Origin of the sequence: Nocardia amamiensis NBRC 102102 (assembly GCF_001612745.1) — a bacterium.
Taxonomy (GTDB): Bacteria; Actinomycetota; Actinomycetes; order Mycobacteriales; family Mycobacteriaceae; genus Nocardia; species Nocardia amamiensis.
In genome coordinates this window covers 1-22923 of sequence record NZ_BDBA01000120.1, presented here as the reverse complement: position 1 = coordinate 22923, position 22923 = coordinate 1, and the positions used below count along the sequence as shown (strand labels likewise).

The following is a 22923-nucleotide window of genomic DNA, read 5'->3' as shown; positions in this document are numbered from 1 at the left end:
CCGGTCCACCGTGCCAACGACCGATTGCCCGCAGAGACGAGGCGGACCTCGGGCGCAATGACCACGTTGCCGGACCCTCGAACGTGCGGGCTGGGTGAGCCGGACTCGGGAGTGCACCGGCCGCAGGGTCCGTCACCTCGCGCAGCGGCGAAACCGTCGAGCAGATCGCGGATGACGCGCGACAGGCCGCGGTTGTCACCCAGCGTCCGCCGGAAGCCCGGCAGCGGAGAACTTCTCGAGCCGGATACGGGCCACGCTCGACCGGGCTGGCCGCCGACCCACCCGAACCGTCAGGTCGTGAGCCAGATGGCCTCGGCGGCGGGGCGGCCCAAGTCGGTCGGTGCCTCCGCCGCGCCGATGCGGATGGCGATGGTACCGGCGAAGTCGCGGCGTTCGAGGACCGCGATGGTGGTGTCCAGGGCGATGCCAACGGAGTCGAAGTAGCGCAGCATGTCCGGGTCCGAATCGGAGATCCGGGCGACGCGGCCGGATTCGCCGGCGGCGAAGTCGCTGAGCCTGCGGGCGGGCGGGGTGGGTACCGCGCCGTCCACCGAGGGGATCGGGTCGCCGTGCGGATCGCGGTCGGGGTAGCCGAGTTTGGCGTCGATGCGCGCCATCAGCAGTTCGGAGACCGCGTGCTCGAGCACCTCGGCCTCGTCGTGTACCTCGTCCCAGCCGTATCCGAGCTCGTTGACCAGGAACGTCTCGATCAACCGGTGCCTGCGTACCATCGCGATGGCGGCGCGGCGCCCTTCGGGAGTCAGCGCGATCGCGCCGTAGCGGGCATGCTCGACCAGCCCTTGGTCGGCCAGCTTGCGCACCGCTTCGGAGACGGTCGAGGCGGAGACACCGATCCGCTCGGCGAGCAACTTGGTGGACACCTTCTCCGGCGACCACTCCTGCGCCGTCCAGATCACCTTCAGATAGTCCTGGGCGACCGACGAGAGCACCGGCGCGATCGTCGCGGTGCCACCTTGTGCTTCGCCTGGCACAGAGGTGTCGGCCAGCTCGCGTCGCGTGGCGATATCTCGTTTACCGGGCACACTCCGAGCTTAGGCGGGGCGGTGCCGATATACACATTCAGACATCCCGAGCGCCGCAATTCCCGTGGCCGGCGAATGCCGTGCCGTCGAATCTCCGGCCGGTCAGCAGCGCGGTCGCGGGCGGCCGCAGCGGCGCACCGGCGAGATCGTAGAACGTTGCGGTGGCTGATCCGGCGAACCGGTCGCCGGTCACCTCGAGCTCGAACGCGACGATCCCTTTGCCGACCACGGCCGGGTCGGCCCGATCGACGATGAACTCCAGGAAAGCGCCGGTGACGCGGTCGCCATCGGAGCGCCACGTGCCCATGCCGTTGCTGTCGCTGGTGGCCCGGTTGCCGTAATCCGGATTGGACTGCAGCATCGTGCCGCCGGGATGGAACTGCATCACGTGGTAGGCGAACGGAGCCCCGTCGGCGATCACCTCCCAGGTGCCGAGGACGGGATGCCGATCACTCATGTGGCGTCCTCGCAGAGTGCGGCCAGCAGAGCGATGCCACGGTCGATATCGTCTCCCGGCACGTTGGCGAAGCTCAGCCGCATCGTGTTGCGGTGGTCGGCGTCATCGGCGTAGAAGACGCTTCCCGGCAGGAAGGCGACGCCCTCCTGCAGCGCCGTGCCCAGCAGCGCGTCGGCGTCGAACCCGTGCGGGCCCTCGATCCACAGAAACATCCCGCCTTCGGGCGCGACCCACTGGAAGCCGGGCGGGAAGTGCCGTTCCACGGCGTCGGCCAGGGTGTCCAGTTTGGCCGAGTAGACCTCGACGACGTGTGCGAGGTGCGCCGCTCCCGCCGGGCTGCCCAGGAACTCGGCGGCAATCGCTTGGCAGTAGGTCGACGTCTGCATATCGATGCCCTGCTTCAGCGCGAGGACACTGCGCAAGAGATCCGGAGGCATGACGGTGATGCCGACACGCAGAGCCGGGGCAAGCGTTTTCGACAGCGAGGTGATGTAGATCGAATTGTCCGGCGCGAAGGACGCGAGCGCGGGCGGTGCCATGCCGCGGTAGCGCAGGTCGGTATAGACGTCGTCCTCGATCACCAGCGTGTCGTGACGAACGACGATCTGGGCGATCTGTTCGCGCCGTGGAGTCGGCATCGTTCGCCCGGTCGGGTTCTGGAAAGTCGGCAACAGGTACACGAATGCGGCGTCATATCGGGCCAGTGCTTCCTCGAGTGCTTCCGGCACGATTCCGAAATCGTCCGACGGCACCCCCACAACGGTGGCGCCGTGGCTACGGAATTCTTTGACCGCGGGCCCGTAGGTCGGGGTTTCCACCAGTACCACGTTCTGGGGATCGAGCAGCGCCAAACATACGTTGTGCAAAGCGCCGGATCCGCCCGTGGAGATATGCAAGCTCTCGGGTGAGCATCGAATTCCCCGGGTGCGCAAAAGGTTTCGGGCTTCGTCCAGGAGCGGGCCAAATCCCTGGGTCATGCCGTACTGGAGGACGGCGCTTCCGTACTTGCCGATGACATCCTGGGACAGCGCCGAGACGAGTTCGCCGGGCAGCAGTGCCGGGTCCGGCGCTCCGACGGCGAAGGAGACGACGTCAGGGCGCTTGCTGAGCGCCGCGAAGATGTCATCTATCGGCCCGCTGGCCACCGCGTCCGCGCCGCTGCTGCGTCTGACGAGCGCCATCTCACGAACCGGTCAGGTCACGGCGCAGGCGGGCAACGACTTCCGGCACGCGGGCGTCGTATTCCGGCGTCAGCACCACGTCGTCGTTGAACAAAGGATCGGTTCGCATTTCCAGCGCGACGAGGTCGTCGGCGTCGGCCAAGTTCACCGCGACGTGCACGACACCGTCCGGGATGTAGATGAACTCGCCCGGGCCGTGGAAATAGGGCGTCAGGTCCGGACCGACCAGAGTGACCGCACTACCGCGCAGGCACACGACGACGATCTCGCTGTGCGCGTGGTAATGCGCTCTGGATACCGCGGCGGGAGCCATGTTGACCATGCCCGCCGAGATGCCGGTCGCGCCACAGGTTTCGGTGGTGACGCAGGGGACGAGGCGTTGTCGCTGCCGCCCGATTGTCTCGGCCGAATCGGACGGGCTGATCACACGAACCTGCTTGACTGCACTTTTCATGGCTACTCCGGGGGCACTTCCGTCGCCGACGAAATCGGACGCTAGACCATTCGCGCTACTTGGGCGAGACGAGCTTCTCGAGCGTGGAAAACCGTGGATGTACCGGCTCTTTCGCGAATCCGTCCAGTGCGTTTCGGGTTGGCGAAGTTTCCGTCGGAGATGTCGCCAACTGCGACGTTTCGGGGCAACGATCCGCACCGTGCTGGCGGGCAGGGTCACCGCTCGGCTATCTGCCGGATGGGAGCGGGCATCCCCGGAAAGGCGGATCCGTTGTGATCAGTCGAGCCGCGTGGCCGACGATGCGGATGGGCCGAGGCCCCTGCACCCAGGGATAGCTCGTCGGTTCCCGGCATCGGAACCGTTGTGTGACGTCGGCACGTCCGAATACTGTTCGCTACCTGATATGCGTAGGCTGCGCACTGTGCAGAGATGGCGAAGTCTCGACGATGTGCCCGCGGATTGGGGGCGCTGTGTCCTCACGATCGGTGTGTTCGACGGTGTGCACCGCGGCCACGCGCAGCTGATCAGCCGGGCCGTGAAGTCCGCCGCCGCACGCGGCGTTCCCGCGGTACTGATGACCTTCGACCCGCACCCGATGGAGGTCGTCCGCCCCGGCTCGCATCCGGCTCAGCTGACCACCCTGACCCGCCGCGCCGAACTGGCCGAGGAACTGGGCGTCGACGTGTTCTGCGTTATGCCGTTCACGCAGGAATTCATGAAGCTGGCCCCGGCCCGCTACGTCCACGATCTGCTGGTCGAGCGCCTGCACGTGGTCGAGGTGGTGGTCGGTGACAACTTCACCTTCGGTAAGAAGGCCGCCGGGACGGTGGAGACCATGCGAGAGCTCGGTCACCGGTTCGGGTTCGAGGTCGACGCGGTGACACTGCTCGGCGAGCACGCGGTGACCTTCTCCTCGACCTACATCCGCGCCTGCGTCGACGCGGGCGACATGGCGGCCGCGGCCGAGGCGCTCGGCCGCCCGCATCGGGTCGAGGGCGTTGTGGTGCACGGCGACGGCCGCGGCAAGAAGCTGGGCTTCCCGACCGCGAACGTGGCGCCGCCGATGCACGCCGCGATCCCGGCCGACGGCGTGTACGCGGGGTGGTTCACCGTGCTCGGACCCGGGCCGACCATCGGCACCGTCACACCGGGTGAGCGGGCCATGGCCGCCATCTCGGTGGGCACCAACCCGACGTTCTCCGGTCGTGCCCGCACGGTCGAGGCGTACGTGCTCGACCGCGAGGCCGACCTCTACGGCCAGCACGTCGCGGTCGATTTCGTCGAGCACGTCCGCGGCCAGCGCAAGTTCGACTCGGTGGACGAACTCATCGAGACCATGGGCCGTGACGTGGAGACCGCGCGCAAGATCCTGACCGCCGTCGACGATCGGTGAGCATCGAGCCCGCAGGAGCGCCAACCGGCCCGCGATTTCGGCGGGGCCGTCCTGGTCCGGTAGGGTGGATCCTCGGGTTTGCTGCGGTCCGCGGCGGCGCCCGCACCGGGTGACCGGGTCTTCGAGCGCGGAACTGAGAAACAGGAGTGGATGCCCCATGGCACTGACCACCGAGCAGAAGTCGGCGATTCTCGCCGAGTACGGCCTGCACGAGAAGGACACCGGTTCGCCGGAGGCGCAGATCGCGCTGCTGTCCAAGCGGATCGCCGACATCACCGAGCACCTCAAGAAGCACAAGCACGACCACCACACCCGCCACGGTCTGATGGCGCTGATCGGTCGTCGCAAGCGGCTGTCGAAGTACCTGCAGGACAACGACATCAACCGCTACCGTTCGCTGATCGAGCGTCTCGGGCTGCGGCGGTAATTTTCTTCGACTCGCGTCCGAACGGCCGGCGCTTACGACGTCATCGCGTACGCGTCGGCCGTTCGGCTGCTCGAGGGTGCGAGCGATAGCTCGATCCATGCCGTGGCCGAGGCGGTCGATGGCTCGGCGAACGAGGAGACGTACAATCTTTTCGTTGGCTATTTGTGTATCGGGGGCGAATTTGTCCCGTCGCACGACAACATTGCACAGCCGTATGCACCCGCCCGCGTGGCGTCGGTCTTCGGTAGTGGCCTTTCGGCCGCGGGTTTCGCGCCGTCGGGCTTCGATCGATGACCGCCTCCGCGTCGCCGTCTCCAAGGGGATTCGGCCGGGTGTGCGCGTCGCAGCCAGGAGGGTTGCCGCGCGCCCGTGCCCGGTACGGCTGACGACAGCCGGATCGCGCCTGCACGCGCTCGAGCCGGCGAAGACGAGAGGTTGAGAGAGAAGAATGACCGAAACAACTGAACGCAAGAGCTCTGCCGTCGAGGTCGAGCCCGGCGTCTTCGAATCCGTCGCGCTGATCGACAACGGCAGCTACGGCACCCGCACCGTCCGGTTCGAGACCGGGCGCCTGGCCCGGCAGTCCGCCGGTTCGGTCGTCGCCTACCTGGACGACGAGACCATGCTGCTGTCGGCCACCACCGCGGGCAAGCAGCCCAAGGACCAGTTCGACTTCTTCCCGCTGACGGTCGACGTCGAGGAGCGGATGTACGCCGCGGGTCGCATCCCCGGATCGTTCTTCCGCCGCGAGGGCCGTCCCACCACCGACGCGATCCTGACCTGCCGCTTGATCGACCGCCCGCTGCGTCCGTCGTTCGTCGACGGCCTGCGCAACGAGATCCAGGTCGTGGTCACCGTGCTGAGCCTGGACCCGAAGGATCTCTACGACGTGGTGGCGATCAACGCCGCGTCCGCGTCCACCCAGCTCGCCGGCCTGCCGTTCTCCGGCCCGGTCGGCGGCGTGCGCGTCGCGCTGATCGAGGGGCAGTGGGTGGCGTTCCCGACCACCGAGCAGCTCGAGAACGCCGTGTTCGACATGGTCGTCGCGGGCCGGGTGGTCGAGTCCGGTGACGTCGCCATCATGATGGTCGAGGCCGAGGCCACCGACAACGTCATCGCGCTGATCGATGGCGGCGCGCAGGCCCCCACCGAGGCCGTCGTGGCCGAGGGGCTGGAGGCCGCCAAGCCGTTCATCGCCCGCCTGTGCCGCGCGCAGCAGGACCTGGCCGAACTGGCCGCCAAGCCCACCGAGGAGTTCCCGCTCTTCCCGCCGTACGGCCAGGACGTGTACGAGGCCGTCGAGGGCACCGCCAAGCGCGAGCTGAGCGAGGCGCTGAGCATCGCGGGCAAGCAGGAGCGCGAGGAGAAAATCGACGAGATCAAGCTCGCCGTGCTCGATCGCCTCGGCGACGACTTCGCCGGGCGCGAGAAGGAGCTGGGCTCGGCGTTCCGCTCGGTCACCAAGAAGCTGGTGCGCCAGCGCATCCTGTCCGACGGCTTCCGCATCGACGGCCGCGGTCTCGCCGACATCCGCGCGTTGTCGGCCGAGGTAGCGGTGGTGCCGCGGGCGCACGGCTCGGCGCTGTTCGAGCGCGGCGAGACCCAGATCCTCGGCGTCACCACGCTCGACATGGTGAAGATGGCCCAGCAGGTCGACTCGCTCGGCCCGGAGACCAGCAAGCGCTACATGCACCACTACAACTTCCCGCCGTTCTCCACCGGTGAGACCGGCCGCGTCGGTTCGCCCAAGCGCCGCGAGATCGGCCACGGCGCGCTGGCCGAGCGGGCGCTGATCCCGGTGCTGCCCAGCCAGGAGGAGTTCCCGTACGCCATCCGTCAGGTCTCCGAGGCGCTGAGCTCCAACGGCTCCACCTCGATGGGCTCGGTGTGCGCCTCCACCCTGTCGCTGCTGAACGCCGGTGTGCCGCTGAAGGCGCCGGTCGCGGGTATCGCCATGGGCCTGGTGTCCGACACCATCAGCAACGACCAGGGCGAGGACGAGGTCCGCTACGTCGCGCTGACCGACATCCTGGGCGCCGAAGACGCCTTCGGCGACATGGACTTCAAGGTCGCAGGCACCCGCGAGTTCGTCACCGCGCTGCAGCTGGACACCAAGCTGGACGGCATCCCCTCGCAGGTGCTGGCCGGCGCGCTGAGCCAGGCGCACGACGCGCGCACCACCATCCTGGACGTGATGGCCGAGGCCATCACCACCCCGGACGAGATGAGCCCGTACGCGCCGCGCGTCACCGCGATCAAGATCCCGGTCGACAAGATCGGCGAGGTGATCGGGCCCAAGGGCAAGGTGATCAACCAGATCACCGAGGACACCGGCGCCAACATCTCCATCGAGGACGACGGCACCGTGTTCGTCGGCGCGACCGACGGCCCGTCGGCGCAGGCCGCGATCGATGCGATCAACGCCATCGCCAACCCGCAGCTGCCCAAGGTCGGCGAGCGCTTCCTCGGCACGGTCGTCAAGACCACCGCCTTCGGCGCGTTCGTCTCGCTGCTGCCCGGCCGCGACGGCCTGGTGCACATCTCCAAGCTGGGCAACGGCAAGCGGGTGGCCAAGGTCGAGGACGTGGTGAACGTCGGTGACAAGCTGCGCGTGGAGATCGCCGACATCGACAACCGCGGCAAGATCTCGCTGGTGCCGGTCGACGAGACCGCCGAGGAGTCCGGCGACGACGCGGCCGATGCGGGTTCGGCTGGGACCGAGTAGTACTTGTCTCTGTGACGAAGAAGAAGACGACAACCCCTCTGCTCAGCACCGGGCGGGGGGGTTCGTCACTCGAGCTGCGGGCAGACGCGGACAGCGGAGTTCGGCGCACCGTGCTGCCCGGTGGATTGCGCGTGGTGACCGAGCACCTGCCCGGGGTGCGTTCGGCGTCCATCGGCGTCTGGGTGGGAGTCGGGTCGCGCGACGAAGGCCCGACGGTCGCGGGTGCCGCGCATTTCCTGGAACACCTGCTGTTCAAGGCGACCCCGACGCGGTCGGCACTCGACATCGCCGAGGCGATGGACGCGGTCGGCGGCGAGCTCAACGCGTTCACCGCCAAGGAGCAGACCTGCTACTACGCGCATGTCCTCGACGACGACCTGCCGCTGGCCGTCGACATGGTCTCCGACGTGGTGCTCAACGGTCTGTGCCGGGCGGTGGACGTGGACGTGGAACGTCAGGTCGTGCTCGAGGAGATCGCCATGCGCGACGACGATCCCGAGGACCTGGTCGGCGACTCGTTCCTGACCGCGCTGTTCGGCGACCACCCGATCGGGCGTCCGGTGATCGGCTCGGTCGAATCCATCGAGGCCATGCGCCCGGACCAGCTGCGGTCCTTCCATGTGCGCCGCTACCGCCCCGACCGGATGGTGGTCGCGGTGGCGGGCAATGTGGAGCACGACCACACGGTGGAATTGGTGCACCGCGCCTTCGGGAACCGGCTCGATCCCGCGGCGGCGCCCGCGCGGCGACGCGAGGGGAGATTCCGCCCGCACGGCGCTCCGCAGCTGCAGTGGAATCGCCGAGACAGCGAACAGGCGCACCTGGCCTTCGGCGTGCGTGCCTTCGGACGGCACGAAGGGGAGCGGCGCTGGCCGCTGTCGGTGCTCAACACGGTGGTCGGCGGCGGGCTGAGTTCGCGGCTGTTCCAACGCATCCGGGAAGAACGCGGGCTGGCCTACTCGGTGTACTCCAGCGTCGACACCTTCGCCGACACCGGTGCGTTCTCGGTGTACATCGGCTGCCAGCCGGAGAACCTCGGCAATGTGGCGGCGTTGGCGCGCGGCGTGCTGGAAGAGGTGGCGGCCGACGGCATCAGCGACGCCGAGTGCGCCCGCGCGAAGGGCTCGCTGCGCGGCGGTCTGGTGCTGGGCCTGGAGGACTCCGCGTCGCGGATGAACCGGCTCGGGCGCAGCGAACTCAGCTACGGCAACCACCGCAGCGTCTCCGAGACCCTGGCCCGCATCGACGCCGTCACCACCGACGAGGTTTCCGCGGTCGCGCGGACCCTGCTGGCGCGGCCGTTCGCGGCGTCGGTGGCCGGGCCGTACAAGCGCGCCCGCGAGCTGCCCGCGTCCGTCCGCAAACTGGTCCCGAACTGATCCCGGCGGGCCGCGGTCCGGACGAAACCCGCGGCTCGGCGCGCAATTCCTTGGCGCGGTACTGTTTCGGCCGTCGTTGCCGTCCAACGCGTCGGCGAGGCGCTGAACTCGATTGTCCGGGTGTCGAACCCGGCGGTATCTGGCAAGGAGTCGAGATGAACCGTACCCATCGTGCCCTTCGCGTGCTCGGCGCGATCTCGCTGCCGATCCTGGTGCTGACCGGGTGCGGCGGGGAGGACGGGGACGCCGCGGGCAAGCCCGGCGAGCCGACCGCTGCCGCGCTGCGTCAGAAGGCCACCGAGCTGAACGCCGCGCTGGCAAGTCACGATTACCCGGCTGCTTACCAATTCCGTTCCGCGCGATGCAAGCTCACGCTGAGCCAGGACGACTACGTGGCGTCCATGGCGCAGCTCTACGACGGCAGGGACCTGAAGACCAAGCCGTCCGAGGTCAGCGTCACCACGTCGGGAACGGCGGGATCGGTGACGGTGAAGAACTTCGACGCCCGCGCGGCCCAGGACGACGCGAAGCCCGAGACCTGGACGTTCATCGACGGGCAGTGGCGGTTCGACAACTGCTGAACGGCCTCCGGGTCACCCGGTGTGGGCGCGGTTGGCGGCGTCGACGATCGCCGGGATCACGCCCGGCAGCGCGGATTCCAGGTCCTCGCCGCGCAAGCGCTGGCAGGTGTGGCCATCCACGATCACCCGCTCGGTGACGCCCGCCTCGCGCAGGATCTTGAAGTGGTGGGTGGCGGTGGACTTGTTGATTGCTTCGTAGAGCGCGCCGCAGCGCACGGCCGTACCCGCGTTGCTCAGCCGGCGCACCATCTCCAGGCGCACCGGATCGTGCAGCGCGCCGAGCACGGTGGACAGCCCGGCCACCGGAGGTGACTCCGGCGCTGCGTCGTTGGCGTCTGCCATGATCTGGCTCACTCTCAGGTTTGATGATTGTCGTACCGGATGTATCGTCGACTGCGGTTCGATCACAATCAAACTTACCTGATCGGAGATCTGATGGCAGCGACGATGGCGGTGGCCGCCGACGAGCAGACCGCGCAACGCTGGGCCTACGCCTTGATTCTCGCGGCCAGCGGCGTCGCACTCGGAGTGTCCGGTGTGCCCGCGCCGCTCTACGGCATCTACGAGACGCAGTGGCATCTCTCGCCGCTCACCACGACCATCGTGTTCGCCGTCTACGCCGTAGCCGCGCTGGGGGCGGTGCTGGTCTCCGGCCGCATCTCCGACGTGGTCGGCCGAAAACCGGTGCTGCTCGGCGCCTTCGGCACGATGATCGTCGGGTTGGTGGTGTTCGTGCTCGCCGACAGTGTGCCCATGCTGTTGCTGGCGCGGGCGCTGCACGGGATGGCGGTCGGATCGACGGTGGTGGCGGGCGCTGCCGCGCTACTGGATCTGCGGCCCCACCGAGGAGCGCGGTCCGGGCAGCTCACCGGCGTCGCATTCAATGTCGGGATGGCGGTGGCGATCCTGGGCTCGGCCTTGCTGGCGCAGTACGCCCCGCATCCGCTGCGCACACCCTACGTCGTGATCACCGTGGTCTGCCTGGCGATCGGCGCCGGCGTGCTCGCACTGCGGGAACCGCACTCCGCGCGGGTGTCCGGACGCATCCGGATCGCGAAACCGGCTGTTCCGCCGGAAATCCGGGCCGACTTCTGGTTCTCCGCGATCGGCGTGATGGCGGCCTGGTCGGTGCTCGGCGTGCTGCTGTCGCTGTACCCGTCGCTGGCCGCGCAGCAGACCGGCATCCACAATCTGGTTTTCGGCGGCACGGTCGTCGCCTCGACCGCGCTCTCCGGCGCAACCACGCAGCTGTTCGCGACCCGTGTGCCGGCCCGGAGGGCCGCGATCCTCGGCGACACCGGCATGGCGCTGTCGCTGCTGTCGACCGTGCCCGCGCTGGCCACGCACAACTGGGTGGCGGTCCTCGTCGCCGGCGTCGCGCTCGGGGCGACCTTCGGCCTCGGCTTCGGCGGTTCGCTGCGTCACCTGTCGGACGTTGTGCCGCAACACAAGCGGGGCGAGACGATGTCGGCGTACTACTTGCTGGCCTACTCGGCCATGGCCATGCCCACGATCCTGGCCGGGTGGGCCGCCACCACGTGGGGGCTGAGCACCGTGTTCCCGTGGTTCGTCGGCGTGGTGGCGGTGGCCTGCCTGATCGCGGCCGGGCTCGGCCTGCGCCGCAATCGGGCGCCGGCCGAGCAGTCGGCATGAGCGGCGATTGGCATTTCCCGCCGGGTGTCGGCTAATGTTCTGTGTCGCATCACGGACAACACCGCGATGCGAGTGCGGATGTAGCGCAGCTGGTAGCGCATCACCTTGCCAAGGTGAGGGTCGCGGGTTCGAATCCCGTCATCCGCTCCACGAATAGACGCGCATATCGTCTTTGAGAAATGTCCCGGGGACGGTCGCCCGGGAGCCATATTCTGCCAATGTGACCACCGAACCGGCACCCCCGGCACGACCATTCCGGCGACGGGTTGCGCTGCTGGCCGCTGGTGGGGTGCTGGCGGTGGGTGGCGCCGCCACCCGGCCGTTCAGCTGGCCGGCCACCGCGTTGGTGGTCGTGCTGACGGTCGTGGCTTCGGCACTGGCCTGGCGTGCGCGGCCCATGCGGACTCCACCGACCGCCCGGCTGCGGCGGGGCGCGGCCCTATGGTCGACGCTGCTGGTCGCGGCGGCGATCTGGGAGGGCTATGCCTTTGCGCGGCAACCGGATCGGATGCGGCCGAGCGCGGAACACCCCACCTTGTCGACGCTGCTGGATCCGGCACTCGAACAGTGGCCGCTGCGGCTGGTCGGGTGGTTGGTGTGGCTGGGTGTCGGCTGCTGGCTGGTGTGGCAATGAGCGATCGGGCGATCATCGTCGCCGGGTTCGTAGTGGTGCTGGTGGCCGCGCTCGGCGCGGTCGTGCTGACGCACGTTCGGCGGGATCTGTTCGCGCCCGTCGGTGAAACGGTCAGGTACCTGACCCGCACGCGGATGGCGCGCATCGCCGCCGTTGTCGTCTGGGCATGGCTGGGCTGGCACTTTCTGGCGCGGTAGGGACCAGGGTGTTTGCGCCGGTCTGGTAGCGTGGGAGCGACCGAATGAACATTCAATCAGGAGGTCCTGATGTTCTGGAGTGCAGCACAGATCCCGGACCAACGCGGCCGGACGGCCGTGGTGACCGGCGCCAATAGTGGACTCGGACTCGAAACCGCGCGGCAGCTCGCCGCGAAGGGCGCGCATGTCGTGATGGCCGTACGGAATCAGCAAAAAGCGCAGACCGCGGTCGAGGTGATTCGCGGCAGCGCGCCGCATGCCTCGCTCGAGCTGGTGGCGTTGGATCTCGCGTCGCAAGCGTCGGTCCGGGCCGCGGCCGAGCAGATGCTCGGCGCCCATGAGCGCGTCGACCTGCTGGTCAACAACGCCGGTGTCATGGCGATCGGTGAGACCAAGACCGTCGACGGGTTCGAGACGCAGTTCGGTGTGGACCATCTCGGGCATTGGACGTTGACCGCGCTGCTGATGCCCGCACTGAAGCGGGCCGATGGCGCGCGGGTCGTCACGGTGACGAGTACAGCGCATCACATGGGCCGCGCCGTCGACCCGGCCAACCCGCACCTCGATGGCCGCTACCGGCCGTGGCGCGCCTACGGGCAGGCCAAACTCGCCAACTTCCACTTCGGTCTCGGCCTGCAGCGCGAGTTCGACAAGGCGGGCGCGGCCACGGCGAGCCTGATCGCGCACCCGGGGTTGTCGGACACCAACCTGCAAACGGTCAGCGTAGAAGAGTCCGGCGGTGGTCTCACCCAGCGGATCGGCCTCTGGGCAGCCCGGCACACCGGCATGTCCGCGGCCGACGGGGCGTTGCCACAGCTGCGTGCGGCGACGGACCCGGCGGCGAAGGGCGGCGAGTTCTACGGCCCCCTGTTCGTCAACAACGGGCCGCCGGTACGCAAGCCGATATTCCGCAGGCTCGGCATGAGCACTGCGATCGCGAAGCTGTGGGAGGTCTCCGAGCGCGAGACCGGGGTGTCGATCGACGTGTCCACCCCGGCGGGCAGATGACGACCGCGCCGGTGGACCGCGCCGCCGCGGTCCGCCGGTCGCTACGTACCTTGGTTGCGCGCAACGGTTTTCACGGCACCTCGATGAACGCGGTCGCCAAACAGGCCGGCGTGGCGACGGGCACCGCCTACACGCATTACGCGTCCAAGGACGAGCTGGTGCTGGCCGCCTACCGGGAAACGAAGGCCCAGCTCGCGGCGGCCGCCACGACCGGGCTCGATGCCGATATGCCGCCGGCGGAGCGCTTTCGCGGTGTCTGGGTGAACAGCTACCGCTACCTCGAAGCGCACCGCGATCACGCCCGTTTCCTGCTGCAAGTCGACAACTCGCCGTATCGCGAAGCCGCCCATCAGGCGGCGATCGCCGACGGTGACCCGCTGGTGCAGCAGGTGGCGCTGCCCGACGTCGCCGCCCGGCTGCTGCCGCTGCCGCTCGAGGTGCTCTACGAACTGGGCCTCGCGCCCGCCGTGCGGCTCGCGGCCGGCGGGATGGAACTGACCGAGGACCAGCTCGGCGACATCGCGGCCGCGTGCTGGCGGGCGATCAGCCAACCGGGCTGAGTCCGGAGTCCGGCTCGGTATCCAGCCGGACCCGCCGTCGCGGTCACCGAGCGGATCCGGCCGCCGCGCATCGCTTTCGGCGTGATCGTCCCGGAAAAATCCGTTGTCCGGGCCGGGATCGGACCGTAACGTCCCCTCGGTTTGTCCACCGATCAACCGAAGGAGAACCGCCATGGAACCCGTCACCGAACGCGACATCCGGTCGTCGTTCGTCAACTGTTCGAAGGGAGATGCCAAGCGGCTGCCCGTGCCCAGGGACCTGGACGAGCGGCCATGGGACGATCTGGACTTTCTCGGCTGGAGCGATCCCTCGTTACCCGGTCGGGGCTACCTTGTCGTCCCGCAGGATGACCACCTGATCGGCGTCGCACTGCGCTACGCCACCGGCGGCAACGGCCGGGCGCAGATGTGCACGATCTGCCTGACCGGCCACACCGGCGGCGGCGTTTCCCTGATGACCGCGCACAAGGCGGGGGAATCCGGGCGCCGAGGTAACTCGGTCGGCACCTACATGTGCACCGACCTCGCCTGCCCGCTGTACGCGCGCAACAAGAAGCGTCCCGCGCTCGGGAGCCGCTATCGAGAAGATCTCACGCTCGAGGAGAAGATCCAACGGGTGCGCGACAACATGACCGCGTTCCTCGCCAAGCTCTACGCCTGATCGTGCTGTCGATGCCTGTCCACCTGGCAGCCGGCGAGCTGCCCGCCCGAACGGAGGTAGATGCCATGCGCCGACACTCGAGGACAGCGGCCGAGCCGCCCCGAGTGCAGCATCACCGCAACAGGACTCGGGGCGGTGCCGGATTCCTCGCCGGTCGAGTCGGCCCGGATCGCCCGGACCGTCCCATCCAGCGAGGAACTCGCATTGCCGGAGTGGTTGTGTTCGAACAGGTTCCGTCTAGGTGATGCGTCCGCGGACGCATTGTTGCGCCGGGTCCTGGCGCGCAGGTTTCCCATACCTCGCGCACGCTCGGTGCACCGGGCACCAGATCCCGGTGAGCAGGCAGTCAGTCCACTGGCGCTTCGGTTTCCTGCACGGTCAACCAGCGCACTCCGCCTGGCTCATCGATGGTCAGCACCGCGGTGACCCGACGTCCTGTCACGCTTCCTGGCGCTCGGTGCGTCTCCTGGAAACGAACCACCGCCACGCTCTCCGACCGCAGGAGTTCCTCGACTTCGGACACCTCGATGGTCATCCCGGGCACGGAGTTCCCGGCTCGGCGCACCGCGGCGATCAGCTCGCTGCGGCTCAGCACGTCGCCGCCGGTCGTCACCATGGAAAACCGCTCGTGCTGCGCCGCCGCGAACCGCTCGAACACCTCGACCGGCGCCTGCGAGCCCAGCCACGTCGCGAGATCGGCATGCAACCGCTCGACCACGCCGACAAGATCGACACCCATGCGCCGCATCGTACGTCCAGTGAGATCAGAAGCCGCCGTATGGGACGGTGATCAACTCCAGGTAATGACCGCCGGGGTCGAGGAAGTACACGCCGCGCCCGCCGTCGTTGTGGTTGATCTCGCCGGGATGCTGCCGGCGCGGATCGGCCCAATGATCGAGTCGATAGCGCTGGATCTTGGCGTAGGCCGCGTCGAACTCGGCCTCGGAGATCAGGAACGCGTAATGCTGGGGCTGGATTTCGCCGACATCGGGCGGCACGTTCGCGAAGTCGAAGGTGACGCCGTCCGCGAGGGACACCGGAATGAACGGTCCCCACGGTGTTCCGACTTCCAAGCCCAGGATATCCGCCCAGAATTCGGCGGACTCGCGGTTGTCGTGGCAACCGACAATGGTGTGGTTGAACTGTACGGACAGTGGAATTGCTCCTCTGAGACGTGACGGTCCCGACCCCGGGCTCGGTACAAGGCGGCCAACGGGAGCACCGTCACGATCGGCGAAGATAGCACCGAATCCCAGAAGCCGCCAGTGCCGGAGGAACCACCCTGCGAACTAAACTCGGCGGAATGAGGATTCGTGGCGCGGTACTGGAACGGATCGCGGCGCCTGCACCGTTCGCCGAATCGACGCCGATCACGGTATGCGACCTCGACCTGCGCGAACCGGGCCCCGGGGAGCTGCTGGTCCGGATCGAAGCGGCGGGGCTGTGCCATTCCGACCTGTCCGTCGTGGACGGCAACCGGGTGCGGCCGGTGCCGATGCTGCTCGGACACGAGGCGGCGGGACGGGTCGAGTCGGTCGGTCCCGGCGACAGTGATATCGCGGCCGGGCAGCGCGTCGTAATGACGTTCCTGCCCCGCTGCGGCGAATGCGCGGGCTGCGCGACCGATGGCCGCACGCCCTGCGTGCCCGGCAGCATCGCCAACAACGCGGGTGAACTGCTCGGCGGAGGACGGCGGTTGCTCCGCGACGGCGCCGAAGTGCACCATCACCTGGGCGTGTCCGCCTTCGCCACGCATGCGGTGGTGGACCGCAGGTCGGTGGTCCCGGTCGACGACGACGTGCCCCCCGAGGTCGCGGCTGTGCTCGGCTGCGCGGTGCTGACCGGCGGCGGCGCTCTGCTGAATTCGGCGAAGCCGCGTCTCGGCGACCGGATCATGGTCGTCGGTCTCGGCGGTGTCGGTATGGCGGCGGTCCTGGTCGCGGTGTCGCTGGCCGCGAAGGGCCATGAGGTCATCGCGGTGGACACCGTGCCCGACAAACTCGGTCTCGCACGGGAATTGGGGGCGCACGCGGTGTACACCCCGGCCGAGGTCGCCGAGCTCGGTGTGCAGGCCGAAGTCGTGGTCGAGGCCGCTGGCAATATCCGCGCCTTCGAGACCGCGGTCGCTGCGACCGCGCCCGGCGGGACCACGGTCACCGTCGGGCTTCCCGCACCCGATGCCCGTGCGAGCATTTCGCCGCTGGCCCTGGTCGCGCAGGGGCGTTCGATCGTGGGCAGTTATCTCGGTTCCGCCGTGCCTTCGCGCGACATCCCCGAGTACGTCCGCATGTGGCGGTCGGGACGTCTGCCGGTGGAGCGGCTGGTGTCCGCGCGTGTGGGCCTCGGCGACATCAACCGCGCCATGGACGAACTCGCCGCGGGCCACGCCCTGCGCCAGGTGATCGTCTTCGACTGACACGTCCGGCCCGGTCTGCCGTTCACTCGGCGGCCCGGTCCATCGCGTCGACGAACCGTTCGAGCAGCCGGGCGAAGTCGGCGCGCTCGCTCGGGGTCCAGCCCGCCATGGCGGCGGCCATGGCGGCACGACGCCCGGCCTTGGCGGCGGCGACGGCGTCGCGTCCGGCGGGGGTCAGGCGCAGGACCGCGCGCCGTCCGTCGCGCTGGTCGGCGACCCGTTCCAGCAATCCGGACGAGACCGCCTGGGCGACCAGGCGACTCGCGCGCGGTTGATCGACACCGAGAGCGGGAGCGAGTGCGCCGACCGTGTCGCCGGCACCGTCGGCGACGGCGTCGAGCACGCGGAACACGGCGACGGGAATCGCGCCGTCGCCGAGCGCGCCACGCGTCTGCCTGCGCCGGATCCGGACCATGGCCGCCTCCACGGCAACGGTGCTCGCGTCGTGCTCGTCCATTCGCCCAGCCTGCCACGTTCGATCAATGCATGTCATACTACATGCAGTTGTCTATACACATATAAGGAGCCGTGATGGCAATCCAGCGTGGGATCGGATATTGGCTCGTGGAACTCGACCGGTTGATCAACCAGCGTTTCGACGAGGATCTCGCCGCGGGCGGGCTCGGCCGCAGGCGCTGGCAGGCACTGCACTCGCTGGCGGAGGGGCCGCAGCACGCCGACGACGTCCGCGACGCACTCGACACCTTCTGGTCCGACGACGCCGAATGGCCAACCGAACTGGCCGACCTCCTCGACGAGGGGCTGGTTTCCGACGACGGGGGTGTGCTGTCGCTGACCGAGGCGGGACGAGTGACGCACGACGAAACATGGGTCCGGATCGGCCGGCGCAGGCGGCAGATGGCCGACGGCATCACCGAGGAGCAGTTCGGCGAAACCGTGCAGATGCTGCAGCGAATGGCGGCGAACCTGGCGGGGGCGCCCGGCGCGGGGCTGCGGGCGGATTCCGTTCGGCGGCGCACACTAGGCTGACATCGACCGAAGCGGAACGAGGAGGTGCGGTGACCATTCGGGTCGGAGTGCTCGGGGCGCGTGGCAAAGTCGGACAGGCGATCTGCGCGGCGGTGACGGCGGCGGATGATCTGGAATTGGTCGCGGAAGTCGACAAGGACGATCCGCTCGACCTGTTCACTGCCGCCCGCACACAGGTGGTCGTCGACTTCACCCATCCCGGCGTGGTGATGGGGAACCTGAGGTTCCTGGTGGAGCACGGTATTCACGCGGTGGTCGGCACCACCGGGTTCGACGAGGCCCGCCTGGCGGAGGTGCGCGGCTGGCTGGCCGGACGTGCGGACGTCGGCGTGCTGATCGCACCGAACTTCGCCATCGGCGCGGTGCTGTCCATGCGTTTCGCCGAGCAGGCCGCACGGTTCTTCGACTCGGTCGAAGTCATCGAGCTGCACCACCCGAACAAGGCGGACGCGCCGTCCGGCACCGCCTACCGCACCGCGGGACTGATCGCCGCAGCCAGGGACAAGGCGGGGCTGGGCGGCAGCCCCGACGCGACGACGACCGAGCTCGAGGGCGCTCGCGGCGCCGACGTGGACGGGGTGCGGGTGCACTCGGTGCGTCTGGCAGGTCTCGTCGCCCACCAGGAGGTGCTGTTCGGCACCCAGGGGGAGACGCTCACCATCCGGCACGATTCGATCGATCGCTCGTCCTTCGCGCCCGGTGTACTGCTCGGTGTGCGTGAAATCGCCAACCGTCCGGGCCTGACCGTCGGACTCGATCCGTTCCTGGACCTGTGAACGAGCGCAGGCGAGTGGATTATGGACCCGGCCGAGCACTCGCTCGTGCCGGCCGGCGAGTGAATCGAGGTCATCGGGCGTGGTTGCTCGGGATGGCGCCGAGCCCGGTCGAGGAGCGGTCGTGAGCAGCGCGGAACCGGTCGAGCCGAAGGGCGGCGCGGAGGTCGTCAAGGTCGTCGCGTTGATCGCGGCGCTCGTGCTGGTGCTCGGCTTCTACTTCTTGCTGCTGGGCCGGATCGCGTTCAGCCTGATCGGTTCCGGTGACGTGGCGGCGATTGTCATCGGTGTCGGTGTGCTGATCCTGCCACTGCTGGGCGTCTGGATCGTCGCGGCCACGGTGCGCGCGGCGCTGGCGCATCAGCACTTGGCGCGGCGTATCCGCGACGAGGGTCTCGAGCTGGAGACCGAACAGCTGCCGCGCCTTCCGTCCGGCCGCATCGAGCGTGCGGCCGCCGACGAACTGTTCGCGAAGGTCAAGGCCGAATGGGAAGCCGATCCGGACAACTGGCGGGTCTCCTACCGTTTGGCGCGGGCCTACGACTACGCGGGTGACCGGACCAGAGCCCGCGAGACCATGCGCCGCGCGGTCGCGCTGGAGCGGTACGAGCGCGACAACACCTGACCACCGCGGCCGATACCATCGCAGGGTGGCCCGGTTGCTGATCATCCATCACACGCCGTCCCCGCACATGCAGGCGATGTTCGAGGCTGTCGTCTCCGGGGCCACCGACCCCGAGATCGAAGGCGTGGAGGTCGTACGCCGCGCGGCACTGGCCGTCACCGCGTCCGACGTGCTGGCCGCCGACGGGTACCTGCTCGGCAGCCCGGCGAATCTGGGATACATGAGCGGTGCGCTCAAGCACGCGTTCGACACGTTCTACTACCCGTGCCTCGATTCCACCCGGGGGCGCCCGTACGGCCTGTACCTGCACGGGAACGAAGGCACCGAGGGCGCCGAACGCGGCGTGGTCAGCGTGACCACCGGGCTGGGCTGGGAGCAGGCCGCCGCCGTTGTCGCGGTGTCCGGTCCACCCGACAAGGAGGACCTGCAGCGGTGCTGGGAACTCGGTGCGACGTTGGCCGCCGGACTCATGGCCTGAATCGTCCCCCGATTTCTGGTGTCTGACTTTCCGCACCGTGGACCGGCATACTGTCATGGCTGTTGTTCCGGTGGGGATGTGAGTAGCTCGGATGGGAGAGTCAGGTGACGTGGGCCGAAGGGGGCGAGAACGCGCCGCGCCGGATCGGATTGGTCGAGGACCACGAATCGGTCGCGATCGGTCTCGCCGCGATGCTTGCGCCGGAAACCGACCTCGATCTGGTGCTGACCGCAGGCACCGTGCCGGAGCTGCTCGCCGCCGCCGACGGTGCCGCACCACTGGATCTGGTGGTGCTGGATCTGCGGTTGGCCGACGGGTCCTCGCCCGAGGACAACGTGCGCGCGCTGCGTGCGCGCGGCATCGAAGTCTTGGTCTTCACCGGCGCGGACAATGCCTTCCTGGTGCGCTCGGCCGCGCGGGCCGGTGTGCTCGGCGTCGTGCGTAAATCCGAGGACGTGCCCACGGTCGTCGCGGCGGTGCGCCGTGCGGCCTCCGGCGAACAAGTGGTCACCACCGATTGGGCGGCCGCCATCGATGGCGACCCGCAACTGTCCGACGTGGGTCTGAGCCCGCGTCAAGAAGAAGTGCTCACGTTGTACGCGTCCGGGGAGAAGGCCTCCCGGGTCGCGCGGTTGACCGGTCTGTCCGAGCAGACGGTCAACGACTATCTCGGCCGGATTCGCCAGAAGTACGCCGACGCCGGTCGCCCGGCGCCGACCAAGACCGACCTGTACAAGCGGGCCGTAGAGGACGGATGGCTCCCGGTTCCCGAGCGGCATCCGCGCGGATGACCGTGTCCAGCAGGCTGGACACCCCGTCGCACTCCCGCTCTCTGCTGCTCGACCGGCTCCGTCCGAGCCGTTGGCGCTGCAGTGTCGCCGCACTGTCCCGCGAGAAGACTTCCGAGGCCGCTGCTGATCGCATCCTCCGCAGGCTGGGACTCACCATCGGCATCGCCGGGGTGATCGCCGCGATTGTCGAGCTTCCCGAGATCGCCGACCAGAGCCGGTTCGTGTCCGCCGGCTGGACGATCGTCGAGGTGGTGCTGGCCTTCGGGTGGTTCCCGGTGCTCGCGGTGGTCTCGATCGCACGGGGTCGGCGCGCGATTCAGTTGGTCGCCGGTGCGGCGGCGGTGAGTTTTCTCGCCGCTATGGCCGTGGTGCCGTTCGCGTACGCCGGGCCGGACGCCGAAGGCGCGGCCTCGGTGTGGTTGTACCGGATGCTGCCGCTGGGCGTCCTGGCGGCCGTGCTCGCGTTGCGTCCGCCGTTCGCCGCCGCGTACCTGATCGTCGGCGCCGCCTTCAGTGCGCTGGCGAACCTGGTCGCGCTGCACGAAACCACCGCACTGGCGCTGCTCGGCGATTTCGCCAGGGCTGCCGGGCTCAGCGCGTTGTTCCTGTGGTGTGTGATCTATGCCAGGGCCGCGGCCGACCGGGTGGATCGGGAGTCGGCGATCGAGAGCAGCCGGGCGGCGGCCGTCGCAGGCGCGGCGGCCAGGGAGCGGGAACGCGCGCGCTTCGCCGCGCTGATCCACGACGCGGTGCTGTCCACCCTGCTGGACGCCTCGCGTGCCGGGACCGAATCGCCGGTACTGCGCCGGCAAGCCGAGCGAACCCTGGAACAGCTCGACGAATGCCAGGTCGGGGAGACCGAACCCGACCAGCTGGACGCGCAGTCCGCGATCGGATTCCTGCGCTCGGCCGTGCACGAGGTGAACCCGGGCATCCGGTTCACGGCGCGGCGCTGGACCGGATTCGACGATCTGCACCTGCCGGTCGCGGCCGCGAGCACGATCGCCGCCGCGCTCGCCGAGGCCGCGCGCAACAGTCTGCGGCACGCCACTGTCGCGGGGCGCGAGGTCCGGCGCACCGTCACCGTGACGATCAGCGCCGGCGGTATCCGCGTGGTGTTCCGCGATGACGGCGCGGGTTTCGATCTGAGCGAGGTGCCCGTCGATCGGCTCGGTATCTCGGTGAGCATCCTCGGCCGCATGCGGCAGCTGGCGGGCGGCGCCGGCTTCGTGGAGTCCCAGCCGGGCGAGGGAACGACCGTCACGCTGGTGTGGGGCGGCAATGGCTGAGCAGGACACCGAATTCGGGCTGCGCGATCTGCTCGGCCTGCGCGGCCGGGCGGCTTGGCTGTTCCTGGGCATCCTGGAGGCGACCATCGTGCTGTACATGGTCCGGAATTTCTCGGGTACGCCGCTGGTCGCGGCCATCGCGGCGCTGGTCGTGCTGGCGCTGGCCGGCGTCTTGGTGGTGGCGTCGCCGGTCGACCCGCTGCCATGGCCCGCAACCGCGTTCGTCGCCGCCGCCGGACCGGTGGCCACGATCTTGACCTCGTTCGACGTCGAAAACGGCTGGTCGAAGCAAGTCTGGACAGCATTCGCCGCGTCGTACGTGCTCGCCGTGCTGGTGCTGCGCCGGATGGCTGCGGCCTGGCTCGGCGTCGCCGGCATCGGCGTGGTGATCGCGGTCGCCAGTACCGTCACTGGGCTGGAGGTCGGCGTGGTCGTCGGCTCGATCGTGCCGGTCGCGACGGTCGCGGGGGTGTCGCTGTTCGCGGCGATCATGCGGCCCACGCAGCGTTCGCTGCGCCTGCTGCGGGAGGAGGCGACCATGCGCGCCGCCGCCGAGGCTGCCATGGCCGCGGAGAACGGGGAACGCAACCGGCAGCTTGCCCGCTTGGACGCGGTGGCGCGCCCGATCCTGGAACGTATCGCCGACGGCGACGAACTCACGGCCTCCGAGCGCGAACAGTGCCGACTGCTGGAAGCCGAGCTGCGCGACGGACTTCGGGCCCCCCACTTGGTCACCGACCAGCTCAGCAGTGCCGCGCGCGGGGCCCGCTCGCGGGGCGTCGAAGTGGTCCTGCTCGATGACGGCGGGTTCGCCGGCGTCCCGGCCCCGGTCCGGCAGCAGGTGATCGACGCGGCCACCCGCGAGCTGGACGCCGCGAACGAGGGCTCGGTCACGGTCCGCATCCTCCCGACCGGCCGCCGCATCCTGGCCACCGTCCTGGCGACCGCGTCGGACCGGGACCGCCGCACCGAGATCGACGCGACCGGCGCGATCGCCGTCTCGACCTGAGGGCGTACGTGGACTCCGTGCGATTACGACAGGAGCGGAATGCCGTGTGCAGGCGGAGTGACTGCGCTTGCTGACCTGAGCCGAGGGTGAGCCATGAACGGCGAACACTCAGGCTCTGCGGTTGTCACCCCACACGACCACATGGGCCCAGCTCAGACTTTCGAGCGAAGCGAGACCGTGCGTTGCCCGTTCGCGGCCC

Annotated in this window: 27 protein-coding genes and 1 tRNA gene; 20 read left to right on the top strand and 8 right to left on the bottom strand. The window is 69.0% G+C overall.

Annotation, left to right across the window (positions count from 1 at the left end):
• Window positions 1-290 precede the first annotated feature (290 nt).
• The 4 genes from NA4_RS22290 to NA4_RS22275 all read right to left on the bottom strand — a co-directional run bounded on the left by NA4_RS22290 (window position 291) and on the right by NA4_RS22275 (window position 3135).
• Window positions 291-992 (bottom strand): metal-dependent transcriptional regulator, encoded by a 702-nt coding sequence (locus tag NA4_RS22290; protein ID WP_157129218.1) that lies wholly within the window; start codon window positions 990-992, stop codon window positions 291-293.
• Window positions 993-1080: 88 nt separating this feature from the next.
• Entirely contained in the window at window positions 1081-1500 is a 420-nt protein-coding gene (locus NA4_RS22285) for a hypothetical protein (RefSeq protein ID WP_067473250.1), read from the bottom strand.
• Complete coding sequence (locus tag NA4_RS22280) at window positions 1497-2681, bottom strand: aminotransferase-like domain-containing protein (protein ID WP_067473247.1); 1185 nt, start codon at window positions 2679-2681, stop codon at window positions 1497-1499. The genes NA4_RS22285 and NA4_RS22280 overlap by 4 nt, the downstream gene beginning before the upstream one ends.
• A 1-nt stretch (window position 2682) precedes the next feature.
• Window positions 2683-3135, bottom strand: a complete 453-nt coding sequence (locus NA4_RS22275; protein WP_084497338.1) for a cupin domain-containing protein — start codon at window positions 3133-3135, stop codon at window positions 2683-2685.
• A 421-nt stretch (window positions 3136-3556) separates the two neighbouring features.
• On the opposite strand from NA4_RS22275, the gene NA4_RS22270 reads away from it, so the two are divergent.
• The 5 genes from NA4_RS22270 to NA4_RS22245 all read left to right on the top strand — a co-directional run bounded on the left by NA4_RS22270 (window position 3557) and on the right by NA4_RS22245 (window position 9640).
• A complete protein-coding gene (locus tag NA4_RS22270; RefSeq protein ID WP_218022344.1) occupies window positions 3557-4528 on the top strand; it encodes a bifunctional riboflavin kinase/FAD synthetase in 972 nt (323 codons plus the stop codon).
• A 157-nt stretch (window positions 4529-4685) separates the two neighbouring features.
• Window positions 4686-4955, top strand: a complete 270-nt coding sequence (gene rpsO, locus NA4_RS22265; protein WP_039799352.1) for a 30S ribosomal protein S15 — start codon at window positions 4686-4688, stop codon at window positions 4953-4955.
• A gap of 448 nt (window positions 4956-5403) precedes the next feature.
• The gene (locus tag NA4_RS22255) at window positions 5404-7680 is read left to right on the top strand and encodes a polyribonucleotide nucleotidyltransferase (RefSeq protein ID WP_067473237.1); all 2277 of its coding nucleotides are present in this window, start codon (window positions 5404-5406) and stop codon (window positions 7678-7680) included.
• Between the two features lie 38 nt (window positions 7681-7718).
• Complete coding sequence (locus NA4_RS22250; protein WP_067473306.1) at window positions 7719-9059, top strand: M16 family metallopeptidase; 1341 nt, start codon at window positions 7719-7721, stop codon at window positions 9057-9059.
• A gap of 155 nt (window positions 9060-9214) precedes the next feature.
• Window positions 9215-9640 (top strand): hypothetical protein, encoded by a 426-nt coding sequence (locus NA4_RS22245; RefSeq protein WP_067473234.1) that lies wholly within the window; start codon window positions 9215-9217, stop codon window positions 9638-9640.
• Window positions 9641-9652: 12 nt separating this feature from the next.
• On the opposite strand, the gene NA4_RS22240 is transcribed toward NA4_RS22245, so the two are convergent.
• On the bottom strand, window positions 9653-9982 hold the full coding sequence (locus NA4_RS22240; RefSeq protein WP_067473302.1) for an ArsR/SmtB family transcription factor: 330 nt from the start codon (window positions 9980-9982) through the stop codon (window positions 9653-9655).
• A gap of 93 nt (window positions 9983-10075) precedes the next feature.
• On the opposite strand from NA4_RS22240, the gene NA4_RS22235 reads away from it, so the two are divergent.
• From NA4_RS22235 to NA4_RS22205, 7 genes are all read left to right on the top strand, one after another.
• On the top strand, window positions 10076-11293 hold the full coding sequence (locus NA4_RS22235) for an MFS transporter (RefSeq protein ID WP_084497343.1): 1218 nt from the start codon (window positions 10076-10078) through the stop codon (window positions 11291-11293).
• 74 nt (window positions 11294-11367) lie between these two features.
• Window positions 11368-11443 (top strand) — tRNA-Gly (locus tag NA4_RS22230).
• 70 nt (window positions 11444-11513) lie between these two features.
• A complete protein-coding gene (locus tag NA4_RS22225) occupies window positions 11514-11927 on the top strand; it encodes a hypothetical protein (RefSeq protein ID WP_157129215.1) in 414 nt (137 codons plus the stop codon).
• Window positions 11924-12124: a DUF6186 family protein gene (locus NA4_RS22220; protein ID WP_067473228.1), complete on the top strand. Its 201-nt coding sequence runs from the start codon at window positions 11924-11926 to the stop codon at window positions 12122-12124. Before NA4_RS22225 ends, NA4_RS22220 begins: the two co-directional genes overlap by 4 nt.
• Window positions 12125-12193: 69 nt before the next feature.
• On the top strand, window positions 12194-13132 hold the full coding sequence (locus NA4_RS22215) for an oxidoreductase (RefSeq protein ID WP_067473225.1): 939 nt from the start codon (window positions 12194-12196) through the stop codon (window positions 13130-13132).
• Window positions 13129-13692 (top strand): TetR/AcrR family transcriptional regulator, encoded by a 564-nt coding sequence (locus tag NA4_RS22210; RefSeq protein WP_067473222.1) that lies wholly within the window; start codon window positions 13129-13131, stop codon window positions 13690-13692. Before NA4_RS22215 ends, NA4_RS22210 begins: the two co-directional genes overlap by 4 nt.
• A 172-nt stretch (window positions 13693-13864) precedes the next feature.
• Window positions 13865-14353 carry an FBP domain-containing protein gene (locus NA4_RS22205; protein WP_067473219.1) on the top strand — a complete coding sequence of 163 codons (489 nt, stop codon included), beginning with the start codon at window positions 13865-13867 and terminating at the stop codon, window positions 14351-14353.
• Window positions 14354-14699: 346 nt separating this feature from the next.
• Here NA4_RS22205 and NA4_RS22195 read toward each other — a convergent pair whose 3' ends face one another.
• Together NA4_RS22195 and NA4_RS22190 are read right to left on the bottom strand one after the other, a co-directional pair.
• Window positions 14700-15092 carry a DUF4440 domain-containing protein gene (locus NA4_RS22195; protein WP_067473212.1) on the bottom strand — a complete coding sequence of 131 codons (393 nt, stop codon included), beginning with the start codon at window positions 15090-15092 and terminating at the stop codon, window positions 14700-14702.
• Between the two features lie 25 nt (window positions 15093-15117).
• Entirely contained in the window at window positions 15118-15507 is a 390-nt protein-coding gene (locus NA4_RS22190; protein WP_067473208.1) for a VOC family protein, read from the bottom strand.
• A gap of 149 nt (window positions 15508-15656) precedes the next feature.
• On the opposite strand from NA4_RS22190, the gene NA4_RS22185 reads away from it, so the two are divergent.
• Window positions 15657-16769: an alcohol dehydrogenase catalytic domain-containing protein gene (locus NA4_RS22185; protein ID WP_067473205.1), complete on the top strand. Its 1113-nt coding sequence runs from the start codon at window positions 15657-15659 to the stop codon at window positions 16767-16769.
• A 22-nt stretch (window positions 16770-16791) separates the two neighbouring features.
• On the opposite strand, the gene NA4_RS22180 is transcribed toward NA4_RS22185, so the two are convergent.
• Window positions 16792-17226 (bottom strand): MarR family winged helix-turn-helix transcriptional regulator, encoded by a 435-nt coding sequence (locus NA4_RS22180; protein WP_157129214.1) that lies wholly within the window; start codon window positions 17224-17226, stop codon window positions 16792-16794.
• A gap of 74 nt (window positions 17227-17300) precedes the next feature.
• On the opposite strand from NA4_RS22180, the gene NA4_RS22175 reads away from it, so the two are divergent.
• The 7 genes from NA4_RS22175 (at window position 17301) to NA4_RS22145 (ending at window position 22724) form a co-directional block, all read left to right on the top strand.
• Entirely contained in the window at window positions 17301-17759 is a 459-nt protein-coding gene (locus NA4_RS22175) for a winged helix DNA-binding protein (protein ID WP_067473199.1), read from the top strand.
• Between the two features lie 29 nt (window positions 17760-17788).
• Entirely contained in the window at window positions 17789-18535 is a 747-nt protein-coding gene (gene dapB, locus NA4_RS22170) for a 4-hydroxy-tetrahydrodipicolinate reductase (RefSeq protein ID WP_067473196.1), read from the top strand.
• A 121-nt stretch (window positions 18536-18656) separates the two neighbouring features.
• Entirely contained in the window at window positions 18657-19157 is a 501-nt protein-coding gene (locus NA4_RS22165; RefSeq protein WP_067473193.1) for a hypothetical protein, read from the top strand.
• A gap of 25 nt (window positions 19158-19182) precedes the next feature.
• A complete protein-coding gene (locus tag NA4_RS22160) occupies window positions 19183-19635 on the top strand; it encodes a flavodoxin family protein (RefSeq protein WP_067473190.1) in 453 nt (150 codons plus the stop codon).
• A gap of 104 nt (window positions 19636-19739) precedes the next feature.
• Window positions 19740-20426 (top strand): response regulator transcription factor, encoded by a 687-nt coding sequence (locus NA4_RS22155; protein WP_040780472.1) that lies wholly within the window; start codon window positions 19740-19742, stop codon window positions 20424-20426.
• Entirely contained in the window at window positions 20390-21715 is a 1326-nt protein-coding gene (locus NA4_RS22150) for an ATP-binding protein (RefSeq protein ID WP_245671535.1), read from the top strand. Before NA4_RS22155 ends, NA4_RS22150 begins: the two co-directional genes overlap by 37 nt.
• Entirely contained in the window at window positions 21708-22724 is a 1017-nt protein-coding gene (locus tag NA4_RS22145) for a DUF8320 family protein (RefSeq protein ID WP_067473187.1), read from the top strand. Before NA4_RS22150 ends, NA4_RS22145 begins: the two co-directional genes overlap by 8 nt.
• Window positions 22725-22923 lie beyond the last annotated feature (199 nt).